16 protein-coding genes and 1 tRNA gene are annotated in these 20555 nt (G+C 64.3%); 12 read left to right on the forward strand and 5 right to left on the reverse strand.

The window, feature by feature from the left end; all coding sequences use genetic code 11:
- Positions 1-4 precede the first annotated feature (4 nt).
- Genes hemB through AC1DSD_RS10155 form a run of 3 tightly spaced genes read left to right on the forward strand, consistent with a single transcriptional unit; the run spans position 5 to position 2063 of the window.
- A complete protein-coding gene (gene hemB, locus AC1DSD_RS10145) occupies positions 5-994 on the forward strand; it encodes a porphobilinogen synthase (RefSeq protein ID WP_478029913.1) in 990 nt (329 codons plus the stop codon).
- The gene (locus AC1DSD_RS10150; protein ID WP_478029914.1) at positions 991-1530 is read left to right on the forward strand and encodes a GNAT family N-acetyltransferase; all 540 of its coding nucleotides are present in this window, start codon (positions 991-993) and stop codon (positions 1528-1530) included. Before hemB ends, AC1DSD_RS10150 begins: the two co-directional genes overlap by 4 nt.
- Entirely contained in the window at positions 1527-2063 is a 537-nt protein-coding gene (locus AC1DSD_RS10155; protein WP_478029915.1) for a GNAT family N-acetyltransferase, read from the forward strand. Before AC1DSD_RS10150 ends, AC1DSD_RS10155 begins: the two co-directional genes overlap by 4 nt.
- On the opposite strand, the gene AC1DSD_RS10160 is transcribed toward AC1DSD_RS10155, so the two are convergent.
- The gene (locus AC1DSD_RS10160; protein WP_478029916.1) at positions 2060-4102 is read right to left on the reverse strand and encodes an acyltransferase family protein; all 2043 of its coding nucleotides are present in this window, start codon (positions 4100-4102) and stop codon (positions 2060-2062) included. The two genes, AC1DSD_RS10155 and AC1DSD_RS10160, sit on opposite strands and share 4 nt — an antisense overlap.
- A gap of 141 nt (positions 4103-4243) precedes the next feature.
- Between AC1DSD_RS10160 and AC1DSD_RS10165 the strand changes: the two genes are divergently transcribed.
- Entirely contained in the window at positions 4244-8746 is a 4503-nt protein-coding gene (locus AC1DSD_RS10165; RefSeq protein WP_478029917.1) for a hypothetical protein, read from the forward strand.
- 53 nt (positions 8747-8799) lie between these two features.
- Here the strand turns inward: AC1DSD_RS10165 and AC1DSD_RS10170 are convergent, their stop codons facing one another.
- The gene (locus tag AC1DSD_RS10170) at positions 8800-9294 is read right to left on the reverse strand and encodes a hypothetical protein (protein WP_478029918.1); all 495 of its coding nucleotides are present in this window, start codon (positions 9292-9294) and stop codon (positions 8800-8802) included.
- An 82-nt stretch (positions 9295-9376) separates the two neighbouring features.
- On the opposite strand from AC1DSD_RS10170, the gene AC1DSD_RS10175 reads away from it, so the two are divergent.
- Together AC1DSD_RS10175 and AC1DSD_RS10180 are read left to right on the forward strand one after the other, a co-directional pair.
- Positions 9377-9453 (forward strand) — tRNA-Arg (locus AC1DSD_RS10175).
- 158 nt (positions 9454-9611) lie between these two features.
- Positions 9612-10262 carry a glutathione S-transferase family protein gene (locus AC1DSD_RS10180; protein WP_478029919.1) on the forward strand — a complete coding sequence of 217 codons (651 nt, stop codon included), beginning with the start codon at positions 9612-9614 and terminating at the stop codon, positions 10260-10262.
- 82 nt (positions 10263-10344) lie between these two features.
- Here AC1DSD_RS10180 and AC1DSD_RS10185 read toward each other — a convergent pair whose 3' ends face one another.
- From AC1DSD_RS10185 to AC1DSD_RS10195, 3 genes are all read right to left on the reverse strand, one after another.
- The gene (locus AC1DSD_RS10185) at positions 10345-10755 is read right to left on the reverse strand and encodes a MerC domain-containing protein (protein WP_478029920.1); all 411 of its coding nucleotides are present in this window, start codon (positions 10753-10755) and stop codon (positions 10345-10347) included.
- 131 nt (positions 10756-10886) lie between these two features.
- Entirely contained in the window at positions 10887-13058 is a 2172-nt protein-coding gene (locus AC1DSD_RS10190) for a TonB-dependent receptor (RefSeq protein ID WP_478029921.1), read from the reverse strand.
- A gap of 96 nt (positions 13059-13154) precedes the next feature.
- A complete protein-coding gene (locus tag AC1DSD_RS10195) occupies positions 13155-13574 on the reverse strand; it encodes a DUF2946 family protein (protein ID WP_478029922.1) in 420 nt (139 codons plus the stop codon).
- A gap of 172 nt (positions 13575-13746) precedes the next feature.
- Between AC1DSD_RS10195 and rpiA the strand changes: the two genes are divergently transcribed.
- From rpiA to AC1DSD_RS10225, 6 genes are all read left to right on the forward strand, one after another.
- The gene (gene rpiA, locus AC1DSD_RS10200) at positions 13747-14427 is read left to right on the forward strand and encodes a ribose-5-phosphate isomerase RpiA (protein ID WP_478029923.1); all 681 of its coding nucleotides are present in this window, start codon (positions 13747-13749) and stop codon (positions 14425-14427) included.
- Positions 14428-14528: 101 nt separating this feature from the next.
- Positions 14529-16601, forward strand: a complete 2073-nt coding sequence (gene tkt, locus AC1DSD_RS10205; RefSeq protein WP_478029924.1) for a transketolase — start codon at positions 14529-14531, stop codon at positions 16599-16601.
- A gap of 83 nt (positions 16602-16684) precedes the next feature.
- A complete protein-coding gene (gene tal, locus AC1DSD_RS10210) occupies positions 16685-17797 on the forward strand; it encodes a transaldolase (protein ID WP_478029925.1) in 1113 nt (370 codons plus the stop codon).
- Between the two features lie 128 nt (positions 17798-17925).
- On the forward strand, positions 17926-18912 hold the full coding sequence (gene gnd, locus AC1DSD_RS10215; RefSeq protein WP_478029926.1) for a phosphogluconate dehydrogenase (NAD(+)-dependent, decarboxylating): 987 nt from the start codon (positions 17926-17928) through the stop codon (positions 18910-18912).
- Positions 18909-19733, forward strand: a complete 825-nt coding sequence (locus AC1DSD_RS10220; protein ID WP_478029927.1) for a Cof-type HAD-IIB family hydrolase — start codon at positions 18909-18911, stop codon at positions 19731-19733. The genes gnd and AC1DSD_RS10220 overlap by 4 nt, the downstream gene beginning before the upstream one ends.
- On the forward strand, positions 19730-20476 hold the full coding sequence (locus AC1DSD_RS10225; protein WP_478029928.1) for an HAD-IIB family hydrolase: 747 nt from the start codon (positions 19730-19732) through the stop codon (positions 20474-20476). Before AC1DSD_RS10220 ends, AC1DSD_RS10225 begins: the two co-directional genes overlap by 4 nt.
- Positions 20477-20555 lie beyond the last annotated feature (79 nt).

Raw genomic sequence — 20555 nt, forward strand, 5'->3', positions numbered from 1 at the left:
GGCCATGAGCCAATACCCCGCGATCCGTCTCCGCCGCCCTCGCGCTTCGGCGTGGAGCCGGCGGATGCATGCCGAAACCACCCTGACCGCCGCCGATCTGATCTGGCCGCTGTTCATCGCCGAAGGGCGAGGCGTCGAGGAACCGATCGCCAGTCTGCCGGGCGTATCGCGCTGGTCGGTCGACGGCATCGTCGCGCGGGCGAAGGAAGCGCGTGACCTCGGCATCCCGTGCATCGCGCTCTTCCCCAACACGCAACCCGATCGCCGCACCGATGATGGCAAGGAAGCGCTCAATCCCGACAATCTGATGTGCCGCGCGATCCGCGCGCTCAAGGACGCGGTGCCCGATATCGGCGTGCTGACCGACGTCGCGCTCGATCCCTATACCAGCCACGGGCATGACGGCTTGCTCGACGATAGCGGCTACGTCCTCAACGACGCCACGGCGGACGTGCTCGTCGGCCAAGCGCTCAATCAGGCTGCCGCCGGTGCCGACATCATCGCGCCGTCGGACATGATGGACGGTCGCGTCGGCCTGATCCGCGACGCGCTGGAGGCGGAAGGCCACGTGAACGTCCAGATCATGTCCTATGCCGCCAAATATGCCAGCGGCTTCTACGGCCCGTTCCGCGATGCGGTCGGCTCGCGCGGGCTGCTCAAGGGCGACAAGAAGACCTATCAGATGGACCCCGCCAATGCCGAGGAAGCGCTGCGCGAAGTCGCGCTCGACCTCGCCGAGGGTGCCGACAGCGTGATGGTCAAGCCGGGGCTGCCTTATCTGGACATCATATTGCGAGTGAAGGATCGATTCGAAGTCCCTGTATTCGCGTATCAAGTGTCGGGCGAATATGCGATGCTGGAGGCTGCCGTGGCGGCCGGTGCCGCCGAGCGCGACGCGGTGGTGCTTGAGACGCTGATGGCGTTCAAGCGTGCGGGTTGCTCGGGCGTGCTGACCTATCACGCGCTCCACGCGGCGAAGCTGCTGGCAAAATGATCGAGACGGCTCGCCTGATCCTCCGCCCATGGCGCGAGGATGACAAACCTGCGTTCGACGCGATCATCAACACGCCGGCGATGATGACGCATTTCGGCGGCGTTGCACCGCGCGACCGGATCGACACGCTGATCGACAGCCAGATCGCCAAGCAGGATTCCGACGGCCATTGCATGTGGGCGGTCGAGACCAAGGCGGATGGCGCGCTGGCAGGGATTTGCGGGCTCAGGCTGGGCGGCCATCCCGATACGCCAGTCGACGGCATGTACGAACTCGGCTGGCGAGTCGCCGAGAAGCATTGGGGGCAGGGGGTCGCACGCGAGGCGGCCGAGGCGAGCCGTGACTGGGGCTGGACGAACACGCCGGCCGAGACGATCGCGGCGTGGACCAATCCCGACAACGCGCCGTCCTGGGGGCTGATGATCCGGATCGGCATGACGCGCCGTCCCGAGCTCGACTTCCGGCATCCGCGCTATCTCGATAATGACGACGTGATCGGCGACATGATCGTCTACGCGATCGATCGACCGCGATGAGCGCGATCGAGACCGAACGACTAATCCTGCGCGGCTGGCGCGAGAGCGACGTCGCGCCGTTCCATGCCATGTGCAACGACCCGGAGGTCATGCGCTATCTCGGGCCGCCGCTGAGCCGCGAGGATGCCGAAGCCGCCGCGGCCCGCCAGAACGGATTCATCGCCAGCCACGGCTACTGTTTCTGGGCGGTCGAGCGAAAAGCCGATGGCGCGTTCCTCGGCTTTTGCGGCCTCAAGCCTGGCCCCGAGGGTACGCCGCTCTTCCACCAGGTCGAGATCGGCTGGCGGCTCGCGCGGGACGCCTGGGGCCGGGGCTATGCGCGCGAAGCGGCCGAGGCGAGCATCGCTTGGGGCTGGGAGAACACCGACGCGCCCGGCATCGCCGCGATGACCAATATCGAGAATGTGCGCAGCTGGGGCCTGATGGAGCGGATCGGCATGATGCGCGATCATGCCGCCGATTTCGACCATCCGGCGGTGCCGATCGGCGATCCGTTGAGGCCGCACATCGTCTACCGGATAGCGCGGCCTTAGTCCCACAGCGTGCCGTTGAGGCGCTCGACCACATAATCTGCACCCGATTCCGAAAGGTGTTGTTGGTCAATGAAGAACGGAATTTCTCCGTCATTGGTTCGGCACCGATCATTGGGGCACAACAGGTCGCGCAATAGCGCGAAACGAACGCCGCGGACGGCGTGAGCGCTCTCTGCGACGATCACATTGCCGCGATCGACCAGCGGGTCGAAGAAGCGATCGTCGACTGATCCGTCCATCTCGCTCAGTCCCGGCGTTGTGTACCCCTCGATGACCCCGCGCAGCGGCAGCGCTTGCGCCCAGACATGGCGCGCCGGGTCGAATCGCAGCCAAGGCACGTCCCCGAGCAGAACGACCTTCTTGCCGGCGTCACGGAGGCGAGTCAGCGTTCGGCCGAGCGCCGAGCGCAGTTCGATGTCGCTTGAGCTGTCCGTATTCGTCCCGTTGGCGGGTATCACCCCATCGCCGATGGCAATGGCACGAGCGCTGAAAGGCGACTGCCAGAATGCCGTCAGGACGACAATCTTGATGCGGGGATCCCGGGCCGCCTTTTCGATCGCGGCAATGTTGAAATCAGCGCAGGCCCGCGATGCGCCAGGATGCTCACGCAGCCTGAGCGTCGCGCCGAGCAACGGTGGGCAGGAACCCGCCGTCATCTGGATCAGCCCGTAACCGTGCGCACGGGCATCCTCGCGCAGCGCGTCGCCGAGCGACGATGCATGGCTATCGCCAAGCAATGCGACAAGCGGGCCATTGCCGGGCGGCGCGCAGAATGGGCTGGGGTTCGGGCGATCGACGCCATAGCCGGTCAGGCAAGAGCTCCTGCTCTTGGTCAGGATTCTCTCTATGCGCCGTGACGATGCGCCGGTTCGGTCGGGAATGCCGCCGGACAGCGCGATACCACCGAACAGCGCGAGACTCGCCGCAAGCGCGATGCCGTAGCGCCGCAGGGTGGCCGGATTGGTGCGGCCATGCCGGGGGTGGCGCCAAGGCCGTTCGATCCAACGCCAGCAGCAATAGGCAGGAACGATCGACCCGATCGCCGTTGCCGCCAGCAGCAGCGGCGGTACCGGACCAGCAGCGGCGACGCGGAGGAAGGCGAGCGGCGGCCAGTGCCAGAGGTACCAGGAATAGGAGATGAGCCCGATCGCGACCAGCGGGCGGCTGCCGAGCAGGTGGCGGTTGATGCCGCTTTCGGGTGCCGCAATCATCATCGCCGTACCGAGGGTCGGCAGGAGCGCGGCATAGCCCGGAAAGCGCACCTGTTCGTCGAACAACCGCAAAGACGCGGCGATCGCCACCAGCCCGGCAACGGCGATCCATTGCTGTACGGCAGCCGGGAGCCGGAAGCCCGCGCGGTGGGCGATCGCCAGCGAGACGCCGATACCGAGCTCCCACGCACGCGTCGGCAATAGGTAGAAGGAAGCGACCGGCTCGATCGGTGTCGCCAGCAGGCCGAGCAAAAGCGATAGGCCCGTAATGGCGAGCACCGCCCATAACGTGCTTCGGACGCTCCATCGGCGAAGCACCAGTAACAATGGCGGCAGGAGCAGATAGAACTGTTCTTCGATGCCGAGCGACCAGGTCATCAGGAACGGCTCGAGCACCGCGCTTGGCGTGAAATAATCGGTTGTGTGGAAGAACCAGAAATTGGAGATGCCGAGCAACGCGGCGACCGCCGAGATCGCGAACCGCGCAAGTTCGCTCGGCCCCAGGATCAGCACTCCCGATCCCAGCGTCGCCAACGACACGGCGATGAGCGCCGGCAGGATGCGCCGGGCGCGCCGGGCGTAAAAGGCGGCAAAGCTGAATCGGTGATCGGCGATCTCGTGATGGACGATTCCGCCGATGAGAAATCCCGAGATGACGAAAAATATATCGACGCCGGCAAACCCGCCGGGCAGCCAGCCGAGGCCGGCGTGAAAGAGCACGACGGAGGTAACGGCAATCGCGCGCAGCCCATCGATATCTGGACGATAGCCGGCACGCGCTCCGACCAGAGCCGATCGGTCCGCAATTTGCCCGGTCGCCATATCCATCGCCGCGATCTAGGCGATAGAAGTTGAAAGAAGCTGAAATCCGATAAGCTTAGCGATCAAACTTTGATTGCAAGGTTGGATTATTGATGTTCTCCTTATGTTCCAGCGCAGTGCGTTGGACGGATCCCAGAGGAGAATTGCATGCAAATCAATGGCCCCAGCCAAATCGTTTTTCCGGACGGTTCGGCACAGCAGAGCTTGGCGCTGACTACCAGCGGCACTACCGGTACCGTCGGCTTCAGCGTCACTGAAATCCCTGCGCAGGTTGCTTCGGTGCGCCTGTCGGCCACCGCTTCACCGCTGGCTGTCGGCGCCGCGCTAACGCCGGCGCAGGCCGGAGCACTGGTCGTAACCCGTACCGCCAGCGGCGGCACCGGTTACGGCCCGACGATCGACAAGTCGGCGATCGTCGGGGTCCGCTCGCGTGTCTACGCGACCGGCACCGCCGCGCCCGCTTTCACCACCGGCGATTCGACGGCGGTCACCGCGTGCAAGAATGGCAACTATTTCATCCCGGACTTTCCGACGGGCGGCAGCGGCACCTTCACCGTCGACATGCTGTTCGATATCGGTACGGCGATCACGCTAGGTAAGGTGGTCGATACGCTATTGAGCCTGGGGTACACCACGGCGACCAGCGATCAGTGGACCGGCGTCTCTGCCACAACCCTGGTCAGCGGCGATGGTACGACCGTATCGGTGTTGAACGCGCTGACGATCACCGCCGACAGCACCAATCCATTCAACCAGAAGAAGCTGAATGCGACTGTCACCGGCGCATTGTCGGGCCGCTGGGTCGGTGTGCGGCTGACCGCTGTCTCGCCGAGCCGCTACCCTTGCGTGTTCGGCGGCCTTGGCGTGCAGGCAAGCACCGGGTCGGGCTCGACCTTCACGCCATTGCCGTCGCCGGTCTATTTCGGCGTTACCGCGGCCGACAGCGGGTCGGGATCGGGTGCGCTCATCGACCAGTCGTCGATCGTTGGCGTACGTACGCGCGTCTTTGCCAGTGGGACGACCGCGCCGTCTTTCACGACTGGCGACGCCAACGCCGTGACCGCATGCAAGGATGGCAATTACTTCATCCCCGGCCTGCCGACGAGCGGCACTGGAACCTATACGATCGACGTGTTGCTGGACATCGGCACCGCAATCACGCTGGCCAGTGTCGCTGACACGAAGGCCAGTCTGGGCTACACCACGGCGACGACCGATCAATGGACCGGAGTCACCGCCAACGCGATCGCAAGCAGCGACGGCACGACATTGTCGGTGCTCAATGCCCTGGCGATCACCGCGGACAGCGCCAGTCCGCTCAACCAGAAAAAGTTGAACGCAACCGTCTCCGGTGCACCGACCGGTCGCTGGGTCGGATTCCGCCTGCTCGGCGTGTCGCCCAGCCGTTATCCGTGCGTATTCGCCGCGTTGGGCGTGCATCCGGCCAGCGGCAGCGGATCGTCCGCCACCTATCGCGTGCCGATCGGCGACACATCGACCGATTTCGGCTCCACTCCGCCGCCGACTGGTAATCCGGTGGTCTATGGCGATCCGGGCACGCGTTTCCCGCTCGGCATCTATCTTCCGTCCCCGGCGGCGAGCTATGCACTGACGATCCCCGTCGGGCTGTCGCTCGTTGTGCGCTCGACCAGCCCGACGACCATCACCGTAGGTTCCGCCTATAGCCTCACCAGCGCCACCGGGCCGTTTGCTCCCACCCAGACCGCAGGGGGTGCGAGCAGCGTATCGCTGCAGATTGTGGGCAGCGGCAAAAGCTTCGACGGCACCAACCTTAACCTATCGGCCGGCACCTATCTCGCCTCTCCAGCGCTCGGGCTGAGCTTCGCGAGCAGCAGCGACGCGAGCAAAAGCCAGACGCCGCCGGCCTTCACCCTGTCGTTCAAGGGGGTCATCCCGACCGACAAGAACGTCATCGCCGCGGTCTACGAATATGGCGAAGGCGGCATCGTGCTACTCGGCAACTGGGCGACCAACAACGTCATCGTCCGGATCGAGCGCGACGGCACCGTCGAGGAGTTCGAGAGCGCGAGTGTGTTCTCGAACACCGCGGTCGAGGACGTAGCGGTGCGTTATGTCGACAATGCCTCGGGGGCAGGCGGGACCATCAGCTTCCTCCGTGCCGGGACACAGGTGGGGACGGCGCAGACAACGACGATCAAGCCGCGTGTCGTCCCTGACGCTCCGCTGGAAAGCAACGCGCTATCGGGCAACACTGCCGGCGGCGGTGCGCTCAAGGTGCAAAAACTCGGCGTCACCGTTGATCTTCCCTCGCAGAGCGAAAGCTTCACGCCGGTTTCGGCGGGCAACGTGACCGCCACGCAGTTGCAGAACCTCTATGTCGATGCGCTGGCGGTAATGGCGCCGCAAAGTGCGCGGACGGTGACCTATCAACCGACGGGTGGATCGGTCCAAGCACTGGATGTGGTCATCGGCCCCCTGACGGTGCCGGCAGGCGCTCCGTATCGAGCAGTGCTCGAGGACTGGTCGAGCGGCTCGGCTGTCAGCCATGCCAACGTGCTCGTCATGACCAGACCGGTCAGGCAGAATTGCGTGTTCGAGGATGCGCAATTGGGGGCGGTTCCGCCATGGATCGAGTGTCTGCCGCAAGGCGCGGTACCGGTGATCGGCGGCATCGCCTATTATTGCGAAGCCGTGCGCATCGGGAGCTACGCGACCTTCCAGTTCGGCTATGACTGGACGACCGTGACGATGCCCAACAACCCGTTCGGCGATCCCAGTGGCAAGAACAGCTACATGGTGCCGCACAAATGGCGAATCGAAGATTCCTCAGGCAATCTGCTCGGCAAGGTCGAAAGGCCCGATGGCGGCCCGCTGAACGGCACTGACATCCCGAGAATCTTCGCCGGCAGCTATGACGGCAACGGTGTGGCGATCACTAACGCCACCGATAGATGGTATCCGCACGGCACGGTCCGCGCGGCGGTGATCTGGCGCTCGGCAACGCCGACGGCACAGAGCCAATCATTCATCAACGCCAATCTGCCGCGGTACGACATCACCGTGCCGTATGCGTCGCACACCCATTTCTCCAACAATGGCGGGGACATGCGCTTGTGGAGCGACGGACAGGCCAACGGGTTTGGCAATACGCGCGTCATGCCGTGGCAACCGACCACTTATGCTGCCCTGGTACCGCAGGCGGGCGTCACGCAGGATCCGTACAAGGCGTCGCTCTACGCCGACGTGTCACTTGCGTCCGTAGCATCGACCTGGCTCAAATATACGCCGTTCAATCAAGCCGGCCGCAGCCCGGTGACGGGGCCGGGCGGTGCTCGTGACGATCGCGCCGGCATCGCCGAGCCCGTTGCCCAATATATGTACGACGTGACCGCCACGCGGCCGCACGACGGTACGCCGTTCGCCGCGATCGCGCTGGATTATTGTTCGAGTTACGCCAGCGATCCCTATCATTGTTTCGAAGGCGGGCGATGTGTGCCCCTGTTCAAGGGCCCCAACGCCAATCGTACGATCACCCTGCGGAATCACTATTATGGTGCGGGTGACGGCGCGACGCCGCCGGAACGGGCCTATTACATCCAGGGCGGCCAGCCTTATGTGTTCGCGACGCAATACAGTCCGTTACGGGTCACGGTGCCCTATGCCGGTTCTGCGGCGGACAAGCCCTATTTCGGGACGAACGAAATCGATTCGCTGCATGCGCATCAGTTCCCGCACTGGGGCTCGTTGCTCTGGAAAACGCCCGAATTCGCGTTCCTTGGGCACAAACTCTGGGATCAGACCCGTCTCTATCTGAACGTAATCATCAACGAATCGTCGGCCCAGCGCTGGGCGGTACGCGATGGTGCGTGGTCGTTCCTCCATGCCGCATTGGCGTGGAAGACGGCATCGGCGAATTCCGACCGGCTCTATAGTCGGGCCGAGGTGATGGCATTTGCTGTCGCCGATTTCGAAGCGTTCAGCGACATGCACAAGACGGCCACGCCCGGCTTCGACCATCCGCCGGCCAACCTGTTCACCGGCGGCGCAATTGATCCGGTCAAAGTCGCCTATGCCGGTGCGAGCAAGTTCGGCATCATCATCCCGATCAACGACGACTATGGCCAGCACGATTTCTATGCGGGCTACTGGCTAAGCGCGCTGGGAATCGGCGAGAAGCTGGGCTTCAATGCCGCGTTGCGCAGTGCATCCGCGAAGGCAGGGGCCGTGCTCGACTGGCTGATCGCCCAGCATCGCAAGCGGATCGTCGGGCGCATCAACTCGGCACCGCGTGCCAATCTGGCCGACAACAATTATCTGTTCGTGTTATGGAAGACGGCGTCGATCAACGCCGCGAGCGGGAATGTTGCCAGCCTGCCGCAAACCTTTGCCGCAGTCGCGACGCAGAACGGCAATGCGCCGAGTTGGGATTATTCGACCGCCAACGGCGTCACGGATATCCGAGATGGCCAGGCGACCGACCAGCTGCTGGCCGGCCCGTCAATCCTGAAGAACCAATTGGCGCAGACGGGCACCGATCTCGACTCGGCGCTCACCACTGTCACCGGTTGGCGCAACCAGAAGAAAAGCGAGCAGTTGGCGCTGGGCTCCAACGCAGGGCAGAGCTGGTTCCGATATCTGAATGCGATGAACAATCCAGCCATAAGCTGAACTGAATGACGGCGCTCAGTGGCTGAGCGCCGTCACCCTCCGTCCGTTTCGGCTCATTTCTCGCCGAGGATCGCCTTGATCACGGCGATCTTCTTCTGCTGAGTTTCCATCTGTGTCTGCGCCTTGGCGCGCGCGTCGTCCAGCGCTGGATAGGGGGGATCGCCGGCCACGCCGCGCTCGCTGGCCAATTGGTCGAGATCGCTGACCGCCCCCAGCGTATCGACGCGGAGCGAATCGAGATCGGCGAGCGCCGATTCGGCGCGCACCCATTCGTTGCTGCCCACCGCCTGCGCGGCCGGGCTGCGCGCGGCGCTCTCCGCGGTGGCGGCGCTGGCGGCAAACGCCGCGTCCGACGCGCCCAGCTTGGCGGCGATCGCCGCGATCTTCTTGTCGAGTTCGGAATCCGGGGCTGCGACTGGCGTCACCACTTCCGGCTCGGCGTCCGAGCGCGATTCGATCGGCCGTAACGCGAGCGACGGATAGGTGCCGGGTGGTTCCGTGCAGCCGACCAGCCCGAGGGTAAGGAGTATCGCGATCCGCTTTGACATGACGTTGCTCTAGGCGGCGAAAAACTATGGCGCAACGCACTTGCGCTTCCCGAAACACCCCTCTATGTGCCGCGTCTCCCAGGCGCCCGTAGCTCAGCTGGATAGAGCATCAGACTACGAATCTGAGGGTCGGACGTTCGAATCGTTCCGGGCGCGCCATTTCCATTCACAGGCACAAATGCCTATCGCCGCCGCCTCTATACCAGAGGCGGCGGTTCGCGTTCTGCGCCAGCTCGCCGCGCATTGTCGTGGGGCGACGGCAGCTGTACCGGCCGGCGGCACCTGCCGCTCGCAGACCCACATCCGGAATTACGACGATGATGATGAAACTCTTCTTCAGTCGAAATCCAAATCCGCGGCTTGCGGTCGCGGTCGCACGCTACCTGAATTCGGCGATCGACTTTGAATATGCTTCGCCGTTCGCGCCGGGCGAATCCGAGAAGTTCCGGGCTTTGAATCCGAACCTTTCCCTGCCCATTTTCGTGGGCGGCGAACGGGTCCTCTGGGAAGCGGACGCCATAGCATGCCGGCTTTCGCGTGACGCAGCGTCGGACTTCTGGCGCACAGGCGATGACGAGCCGGAAATGATCCGTTGGCTGAGCTGGGGAAAAGAGCATTTCATGCGGGCGTGCGATATGGTCCATTTCGAGCGTGGAACGAAGCAGCGTTACGCCCTCGGACCGATCGACGCCGAAAAGGTTGCGGAAGGGCTGGCGCGTTTCCACGACGCTGCGACCATCCTTGAAAGCGAACTCGCGGCGCGAGAGTGGCTTGTCAGGGAATCGGTTTCGTATGCCGATTTCCGAATGGCCGCCTTTCTGCCGTTCAACGACGTCGCCCGCCTGCCCATCGACGAATATCCGGCGATTGGCCGGTGGTATGATCAACTCGAGAACATCGAGGCATGGCGGGAGCCGTTCCGGGGATTGGATGCTCCCGGCCTGCCACCAATAACACCACCGCGATAGCGCTCGACTAGCACTCGGAGGGAAGTGCTCTCGCAATGGGTGTCGAATAGCGAACTGACGCTGCTTGCCGCCGATGCCGATGTCAGTCGCAATGCCGATGGCTGGAATGTCGCAGCCGCCAATTGGCGATATGCGCCCTGGCGAGGCACAGGCTGCCGAGGATCGTCACCGGTGTCTCCCAACGCCCGCCGAGCAGGAACAGCGCGCCGGTCGCGAGCAGAATCAGCCCTGCTGCGCCAATCATCAAGGGATGGGCCCGTCGATGATGGTGCCGGCCGGTAAACAGGGCCAGCGCCGAGGTCGGAACGGCGAAGGCCAGGACCCAGACGTGGAAACTTTCGGGAATGGGAAGGAACGACGATAGAGCGGGCAGGGCAGCCAGCAAGAGCGGCAGGCCGATACAATGGATCAGGCACAGCGCCGACGCACCGACCGCGGCGCGCTCCACCCAGTCGATACCTGGCGCGCCCGCGGCGGGTTGTCGGTGGGACATGCGATTCTCCAATGTCGATGCGCCTTTGACGATGTTGGTCGGGAAGGCTCGCGGCTAGCGGCCACCACGGGCGCGCCGCGGCGGCTGGCCAACCCCAGCGGGGCGCGCCACCGGCACGCCCCGATCCGTGCTCAGAACTTCTTGCTGATGCCGGCGAAGAATCCGCGCCGCGCGCCATATTGCGGCGCGCCGACGCCGACCCCCGATCCGTCGCGGATCAGGTAGCTCTTGTCGAACAGGTTCACGACGTCGAAGCGGATCGACAGCCCTTTGAGCACGCCCGGCCCTTCGAGATTCTGCGCGATCCCGATATTGGCGGTGACGTAGGAGGGCAGCTTGCCGCCATTGGGGACGATTCCCGCAGGATCCTCCGCGCGCAGGCCGTCGCCGTAGAGGAAGTCCACCGCCGGAACGAGCGTGCCGATCCCGTCATGGATCGTGACGCTGGCGCCGCCCGACGCCGTCCAATTCTGCGAATGGTCGGTGAAGATATAATGGTTGGAGATGTAGGCGAGTTCGTCCGGCGCGAAGAAATATTGGCTCGAGACGATGTTGCGTCCCTTCTCTTCGCCGCGCGCAACGTTGGCGTAGAGATCGACCGGCCCCTTGGTGTAATTGGCGCTGAGTTCGACGCCCCAGGCATAGCCCTTGGCGTAGTTGAACGGCGACAGCACCAGCGACGTGCCGAACTGCCCCTCGTCGAGCAGGTTGCGCTTGATCTTGTAATAAGCGTCGAGCCCGATCTTGAGGCCCGGCAGCAGCTTCTGCTCCAGTCCGGCATCGAAATAATGTTCGCGCTCGGCACGGACCGGATCGGCGGTCGCGATCTCGGGTTCCTTGGTCGTGCCGTTGAACAGCGCCAGCGTCGGTGCCGCGATCAGTTCCTGCGGCGGCGGCGTGAAGTTGCGCGCATAGCCGAGATGGAAGGTGGTGCCGTCGCTTGGCTTCCAGACCAGATTGACGCGTGGGCTGACCTGTTGCTCGCGGGTATAGGCCCGCACTGCGTCGAAGCGGACGCCATAGTTGAGCGTCAGCCTTGGAGTCAGCGACCATTCGTCCTGGAGATAGATGCCATAAAGCTGGCCGTTGCGGCCGCCCTTGTCGGTGATCGTGATCGGCACGTCGGAGGTCTGGTTGCCGTCTCCGTCGACGGGGAACACGCGCGAGGTCACCAGCGACCGCGTCCGCTCGTTCTGGACGAACAGCCCGAAGCGCAGCATGTGCGTGTCGGATAACTTGTAGCTTCCATCGGCCTGGACCCCAGCGGTCAGGCTCGACAGGCGCGACCGATCGGCGACGCCGGTGAAGATGAGGTCGCCGCCCTGCGGATCGGGCGTGAAGCGGGTCTGCGAATAACGCACGAACGGCGCGACCTGAAAATTGAGCGCCCCGCCGGCATATTGGTAGGCGAGCACGCCATAATGTGTGATCTCGCGCTGGTTCTGGTCGAGCTTGGCCGAATCGAAAGACGACTGCCCATTGAGAATGAAGGCTGGCGTCTGGCCCGGGTTGTTGGGAATCTGGAAATAGCCGATCGACGTGCCGCCGAACGCGGTGATGCGGCTGGTCGAGGAGACGATGTCCGAAACATAGGCGAACGCCCGGTACTGACGTGTGCGGTCGTGGATCGCGTCGCGCGTCGCAATCGGGTTTTCGACGCCCAGATCGTTCTGAAGATAGCTGCCCGAGGCGAAATAGCTCAGCGATCCGTCCGATCCGTGAATCGACGCGCTGGGATTGAGCGTGTTCCGGCTGCCGCCGTAAAAGCCGACATCGCCGCCATCGTCGAACCCGCCCGTGCCGGTCTTCAGGCTGACCACGCCCGACGTGCGATAGCCATATTGCGCCGGCAAGGTACCGGTGATGAGCTCGACCGAGTCGGCGATCCGGGGGTCGAAGGTCTGGCCGAAGCCGGAGATGCTTTCCGGCACGATCACGCCATTCAGCCGGTATTGCAGGTTACCATGCTCGTTGCGGACGTGCACCGCGCCATAGCTGTCGAGTGTCACGCCGGGAGCCTGCGACAGGATCTGGACCAGGCTGACATTGACGCCGCCGGGCTGCTTGGCGAGCATCGCCTTGTCGACCGTATAGGCGCTGGCCCCGAGCGACGGCAGGATGGCGTCGCGCGCGGCGTCGAGCCGCTGCGCGGTGATCACGATGTCTCCCGGCTGGGCCGACGACGTTGGGGCAGGGGCAGGGGCAGGGGCAGCCGGTGACGGGCTGGCCGGCGCGTCCTGGGCCGAGGCAATTGCGGGAAACAGCGCGGCGGAGGCCGCGCCCAGCAGGAAGAGATGTCGCATTCGAATAAACTCCGGGAACCTTGGTCGCGGATTCTCAACGGAATCCGCGGGACGCGACTGGGCACGGTGCCGTGCCTTCGCGTCGCGGCGATACAGTCAGGCCTGGAGTTGGATCGGGGGTGCGCGGCTATGCCAGCCGAGCGAGCGCCGTTGGAGGATCAGCCCGAACGCTAGCCCGGCGACGAGCCAGACGAGCATCGGTTGGGGCGCCGGCAGGACGATCGGCGCCGGCGGCAGATAGGCCGCGCTTTGCGCGATTTCCCGGCAGATCGGACAATTTGCCGGGGAATCGAACGGGGAGTTTCTGTCCGACGAGGACGCCGCGGCGACATTTGTCCCAGCCGCGGCGGTCGAGATCGGTGCGCTGGCGAAATGGTTGTGGGTCTGCGCAACGAAGCTCTGCCACGAAAAGGCCAGCAGCATGGCCAGCAGCACGGCGGCCCAGCCAGCACCAAGCCGCCGTCCCGAACGGGGCGGGCGCGACGTGCTGCCGATGCGCCTTGCTTTAGTCGCCATAATCTCCGGCCGGTCGTTCGACGAACGGGTTGCGGCCGCCCTGCTATGTTGCATTGTTACATGAATCAAGCCCGTTTCGTTGCGGTGCACCATTCCGCTTGGTTATAACCGTGGCGCAACGGTGATGAACCGGGCGTTTGCGTGCGCATGGTTTCGCGCTACGCCGCTAGCCATGATCGACGACGACAAAAGGATCGCCGCCGAGGCTGCGGTCGCCGAAATCCGTGACGGCATGCTGGTCGGCATCGGCACCGGATCGACCGTGGCGTTTGCGATCGGCGCGATCGCCGCGCGCCTGCCCGAGCTGCGCAAGACGATATTTTTCGCCACGTCGATCGCTACCGAACAGGCGGCGCGCGATGTCGGCATTCCGATCGGGCGATTCGCGCTCGCGGCCCGACTCGACCTGACGATCGACGGCGCCGATGAGATCGACCCCGCATTGCGCGTCATCAAGGGAGCTGGCGGCGCGTTGCTGCGCGAAAAGATCGTTGCCGAAGCGTCCGAGCGGATGGTGGTGATCGCCGATTCGTCGAAACGGGTCGATCGACTGGGCGCCGCGCCGCTGCCGGTCGAGGTGTTGCCCTTCGCCCGCAGCTTCGTCGCAGCCCGCTTGGCGGCGCTGGGAGCAGAACCTGTCCTGCGTATGGCGGACGAGGGCGCGTGGCGCAGCGATCAGGGCAATGTCATTTTCGACTGCCATTTCGCGTCGTTCCCGGACCCCGCTGGCCTCGCGGCAGCGTTGCAGGCGATCCCGGGCGTGATGGGACATGGCCTGTTCCTGCGCGAAATCGACGCCGCCTATGTCGCCGATGGGGGAACCGTTACGAAAATGGAACGCAATACCACCTGACGGGTGGCAAGCGCGCAAGGCTCCCCATATAGGGCGTGGAAATGGCGCAACCGCGATGCGGCCTGCGCGTTCGTCCACCCGAAGCGGGAGCCTGAAAGAGAATGTCCGATACCCAGACCGCCGACGTGGATCAGCTCAAAGAGGATGGCTCGATCGAGCGCCTGACCATCGACACGATCCGCACGCTGTCGATGGACGCAGTGCAAAAGGCCAATTCGGGGCATCCCGGCACGCCGATGGCGCTGGCGCCGGTTGGTTACACGCTCTGGTCGCAATTCCTTCGCTACGATCCGTCGACGCCGACCTGGCCCAATCGCGACCGGTTCGTGCTGTCGGTCGGCCACGCTTCGATGCTGCTCTATTCGCTGATCCACCTCGCCGGAATCGAGGAAGTCGACGGCACGGGAAAGAAGACCGGCAAGGAAGCGGTCAGCCTCAACGATATCGAGAATTTCCGTCAGCTCGGCTCGAAGACGCCGGGCCATCCCGAATATCGCCACACCACCGGCGTCGAGACCACGACTGGTCCGCTCGGGCAGGGCTGCGGCAATTCGGTCGGCATGGCGATCGCCGAGCGCTGGCTCGCGGCGCGCTATAACAAGGACGGGTTCACGCTGTTCGATCACGACGTCTATGCCTTGTGCGGCGACGGCGACATGATGGAAGGTGTCTCGGCCGAGGCGGCGTCGATCGCCGGGCACCTCAAGCTCTCCAACCTCTGCTGGATCTACGATTCGAACCACATCTCGATCGAGGGCGACACCGCGCTCGCCTTCGACGAGGATGTCGGCAAGCGCTTCGAGGCTTGTGGCTGGAACGTCATCCATGTGGACGACGCCAATGACTGCGCCGCGATGGCGCAGGCGCTCGAGACGTTCCGCAAGACCGACGACCGGCCGACCTTCATCGTCGTCCATTCGGTGATCGGCTGGGGCAGCCCGCGCGCCGGCAGCGAAAAGGCGCATGGCGAGCCGCTCGGCGTCGACAATGTCAAGGCGACCAAGGAGGCCTATGGCTGGCCGCAAAAGGACTTCTATGTCCCCGACGGCGTCGAGAAACATTTCAACCAGGCGATTGCCGGCCGCGGCCGCCCGCTGCGCGAGGAATGGGAAGCGAGCTTCGCCAAGTATAAATCGGCTTATCCCGATCTCGGCAAGGAGCTCGACCTGATCCTGTCGGACCGGTTGCCCGATGGCTGGGATGCCGACATCCCGACTTTCGACGCCGACGAAAAAGGTCTCGCGACTCGCGATTCGAGCGGCAAGGTACTCAACGCGATCGTGCCCAAGGTGCCGTGGCTGCTCGGTGGCTCGGCCGACCTCGCGCCCTCGACCAAGACCGACATCAAGAACGCGCCGTCGTTCGAGCCGGGCAATTACGGCGGCACCAACTTCCATTTCGGCGTGCGCGAACACGGCATGGGCGCGGTGGTCAACGGCATGTCGCTGTCGCATCTGCGCGCTTACGGTTCGACCTTCTTCGTGTTCCTCGACTATATGCGCCCGCCGGTGCGGTTGTCGTCGCTGATGGAATTGGGCTCGGTCTGGGTGTTCACCCACGATTCGATCGGCGTCGGTGAGGACGGCCCGACTCACCAGCCGATCGAGCAATTGGCGATGCTCCGCGCGACGCCGGGGATAGACACGATTCGCCCTGGCGACGCCAATGAGGTTGCCGCGGCGTGGCGCGCGCTGATGATCGATGGCCGGCACCCGACTGCGCTCGTTCTGTCGCGTCAGGCGATGCCGACGCTCGATCGATCGACCTATGCCAGCGCCGACGGCGTTGCGAAGGGCGCCTATGTACTGGCCGACAGCGATGATCCGCAGGTGATCCTGATCGCGAGCGGATCGGAAGTCAGCCTGGTGACCAAAGCCTATGAGCAGCTCAAAGCCGAAGGTATCGCGGCGCGCGTCGTGTCGATGCCGAGCTGGTTCAGGTTCGAATTGCAGGATCAGGCGTATCGCGAAAGCGTGCTGCCGTCGGGCGTTACCGCGCGTCTCGCGGTAGAGATGGGCGGCGAAATGGGCTGGGACCGTTATGTCGGCCCGAAGGGTTCGACGATCACCATGTCGACCTTCGGTGCCTCGGCCCCGCTCGCCGGTCTGCAGGACAAGTTCGGGTTCACCGTCGAGAATGTGGTGAAGAGGGCGAAGGAACTGATCGGCAAATAACAGGCCGTCATCCCAGCGAAAGCTGGGATCTCGTGCCGCATGAGACCCCAGTTTTCGCTGGGGTGACGCAGAAGGAAAGACACATGGGACGGATCAACGATCTGGAAAAACTCGGTCAGGCGATCTGGCTCGACTTCATCGACCGCAAGCTGCTCACCGAGGGCGGTTTGAAGAAGCTGGTCGAGGAAGACGGCGTCACCGGCGTGACCTCCAACCCGTCGATCTTCGAGAAGGCGATGGGCCATGGCAATGCCTATGACGCCGAGCTCGCCGAGTTCGACAAGGCCCATCCGGGTGCATCGGCGATGGCACGCTACGAGCATCTCGCGATCGAGGACATTCAGGCGGCCGCCGACACGCTGCGCCCGGTCTATGACCGACTGGGTGGCAAGGACGGCTATGTCAGCCTCGAAGTGTCGCCCTATCTCGCCAACGACACCGATGAGACCGCCGCCGAAGCCGAACGGCTATGGAAAGCGGTCGGCCGGCCCAATCTGATGGTCAAGATCCCCGGCACCGCCGCGGGCGTCCCCGCGATCGCGACGTCGATCGACAAGGGCATCAACATCAACGTGACGTTGCTGTTCTCGATCGAGGCATACAAGGCCGTCGCGCTGGCGTTCGTCGAGGGTCTCGAGAAACGCGCCGCGCGCGGCGAGCCGATCGACCGCATCGCCAGCGTCGCGAGCTTCTTCGTCAGCCGCATCGACACCAAGATCGACGATGCCATCGACGCGGGAACGGGCGGCGACGAGGCCAAGGCGCTGAAGGGCAAGGTGGCGATCGCCAACGCCAAGGCGGCCTATGCCTGGTATCAGGACTTCATCCACTCGGACCGCTGGCAGGCGCTCGCCGCCAAGGGTGCGATGCCGCAGCGACTGCTCTGGGCGTCGACCGGTACCAAGAACCCCGATTATTCGGATGTGCTCTATCTCGATACGCTGATCGGCCGCGACACGGTCAACACGGTGCCGCCCAAGACGCTCGACGCGTTCCGCGATCACGGCACCGCCGCCGAGACGCTGACCCAGGATCTGGACGGCGCGAGGCATGTGCTGGCCGAGGCCGAACGGCTCGGGCTCGACCTGCAAGGCGTGACCGAAACTTTGGTCGAGGAAGGCGTCGCCTCCTTCTCCAAGGCGTTCGACGACCTGCTCGGCGCGATCGCCGCGAAGCATCCCGTCGAAGCGACCTGATTTCACCCTCATCATGCCGGGCTTGTCCCGGCATCCAACGGGCCTCACGCGATATCGCCCGTGGATAGTTGGACCCCGGCACAAGGTCGGAGTGACGCAGGAATAGATCAGCGCTTCAGGAGTTTCACATGAAAATCGGAATCATCGGCCTCGGCCGCATGGGCGGCAATATCGCGCGGCGGCTGATGCGCGGCAATCACGAGACCGTCGTCTATGATCGCGCGCCCGAAGCCGTGAAAGAGATCGTCGCCGATGGCGGTATCGGCGCCGGGTCGCTTGAGGACATGGCGGGCAAGCTCGACAGCCCGCGCATTTTCTGGGTGATGTTGCCGGCGGGCGCGCCGACCGAGACTACGATCGAGACGCTGACCGGGCTCTGTTCGCCCGGCGATATCATCATCGATGGCGGTAACACCTTCTACAAGGACGATATCCGCCGCTCGAAGGCGCTGGCCGGGAAGGGCCTGAAATATGTCGATGTCGGCACCTCGGGCGGTGTCTGGGGTCTGGAACGCGGCTATTGCATGATGATCGGTGGCGATGACGACGTCATGCGCCATCTCGATCCGATCTTCGACACGCTCGCCCCGGGGCTGGGTACCATCCCGCGCACGCCCAACCGGATGGCGCAGGAAGGCGAGGATCCGCGCGCGGAGAAGGGCTATATCCATGCCGGCCCCGCCGGTGCGGGCCATTTCGTCAAGATGGTCCATAACGGCATCGAATACGGCCTGATGCAGGCCTATGCCGAGGGCTTCGACATCCTCAAGAGCAAGGTCTCGGAGCAATTGCCCGAGGATGAGCGCTTCGATCTCAACCTCACCGACATCGCCGAGGTATGGCGCCGCGGATCGGTGATCTCGTCCTGGCTGCTCGATCTGTGCGCACAGGCCTTGGCCAAGGACCAGGCGCTCGATCAATTCTCCGGCCGCGTCGCCGATTCGGGCGAGGGGCATTGGACGATCGAAGCGGCGATGGAAGAAGCGGTGCCCGCGCACGTGCTGACCGCGGCGCTGTTCGCGCGCTATCGCAGCCGCGTTGAGCATACTTATGGCGACAAATTGCTGTCGGCGATGCGCTTCGGGTTCGGCGGGCATGTGGAGATGCCGCAGTGACGCAAGCCGATCCGGCGATCCGGCTGGTCATTTCGGACGTCGACGGCACGCTGGTCCGTAAGGACAAGTCGCTCAGTCCCCAGGTCATCGCCGCGGTGCATCGCCTGCGTCAGGCCGGCGTCGCGTTCACCCTGATCAGCGCGCGTCCGGTGTCGGGCGTGTTGCCGCTGATCGCGCCGCTGGGGATCGATATCCCCCTGGCGGCGATCAACGGCGGGATCGTCTTCCGCCCGGACGGCAGCGTGATCACCAGGCATGGTATCGACCCCGAGGTCGTGCATGGCATGTTCGCGTTGGCCGAGGGCGTTCCGGTCGATCGCTGGGTGTTCGCCGATGGCCGTTGGTATGCCTCCAGCCTTGCGGGCGTCCATGTCGAGCATGAGCATGTCGCCTCGAACCAGGAGCCGATCCTGCGCGACGATTTCAGCGATCTCTATGACCGTGCCGACAAGATAACCTTCGTCAGCGATAACCCGCCGGTGCTGAAGGATCTCGCCGCTCGCGGCGTTGCGCAATTCGGCGCGCGCGCGACGATCGGGCAGAGCCAGACCTATTATCTCGACGTCACCGACACTCACGCGAACAAGGGCGATGGCGTGGCGGAGCTCGCCGCTATCCTGGGCGTCGATCTCGCGCATGTCGCGGTGTTCGGCGATATGGACAATGACGTCGCCATGTTCGCGCGCGCCGGCATGTCGGTGGCGATGGGACAAGCGCCCGACACGGTGAAGGCCGCCGCCGATTTCGTCTCGTCGAGCAACGAGCAAGATGGCGTGGCGCATGCGATCGACGCGTTCGTGCTGGCGCGGGCGGTGGCATGAAGAAACTGGTCGCGTTCGACCTCGACGGGACATTGGCGCTCAGCAAACAGCCGCTCGACGAGGATATGGCGGGGCGGATCGCGGATCTGCTCGACGTCTGCCTGGTCGACATCATTTCGGGCGGCGACTGGCCGCAATTCGAAAAGCAGGTCGTGTCGCGGCTACCGGAGCGGGCCAAGCTCGAGAACCTGTTCATTCAGCCGACCACGGGGACCAAGCTCTACCGCTGGTCGGGCGAGTGGAAGCCTGTCTATGCCGAATTGTTCTCTGACGGTGAGCGCCGTCAGATCGAGACGGCGCTCGACGACGCCGTCAAGGCCGAGGGTCTCGACGAGGGGCAGACCTGGGGCGACCGGATCGAGGATCGCGGCAGCCAGATCACCTTTTCCGGCCTGGGCCAGGACGCTCCTTTGGTCGCGAAGAACGCCTGGGATGCCGATCGCTCGAAGCGTGAAGCGCTGCAGAAAAGGCTGCGCGCCGCACTGCCCGATCTGTCGATCAATATCGGCGGATCGACCTCGATCGACATCACGCGCCAAGGTGTCGACAAGCAATATGGGCTGAAGAAATTGCTGCCGGTGGCTGGGGTGCGCGCGGCAGAAGTGTTGTTCATCGGCGATGCGATCTACCCGGGCGGCAACGACTATCCGGCCAAAGAAATGGGGCTCGACACGATCAAGGTCGATGAGATCGAGCAGACCCGGCTGGTGATTTCGACCGTCGCGACGGTGCTGAAGGGCTGAGTTTGGGGAGGGGCTGACGCCAGCCGTTACCCCCATCGTCATCCCGGCCTTGTGCCGGGATCCACCGCGCCATCCTCCC

Source organism: Sphingomonas sp. P4_D12, from assembly GCF_056401895.1.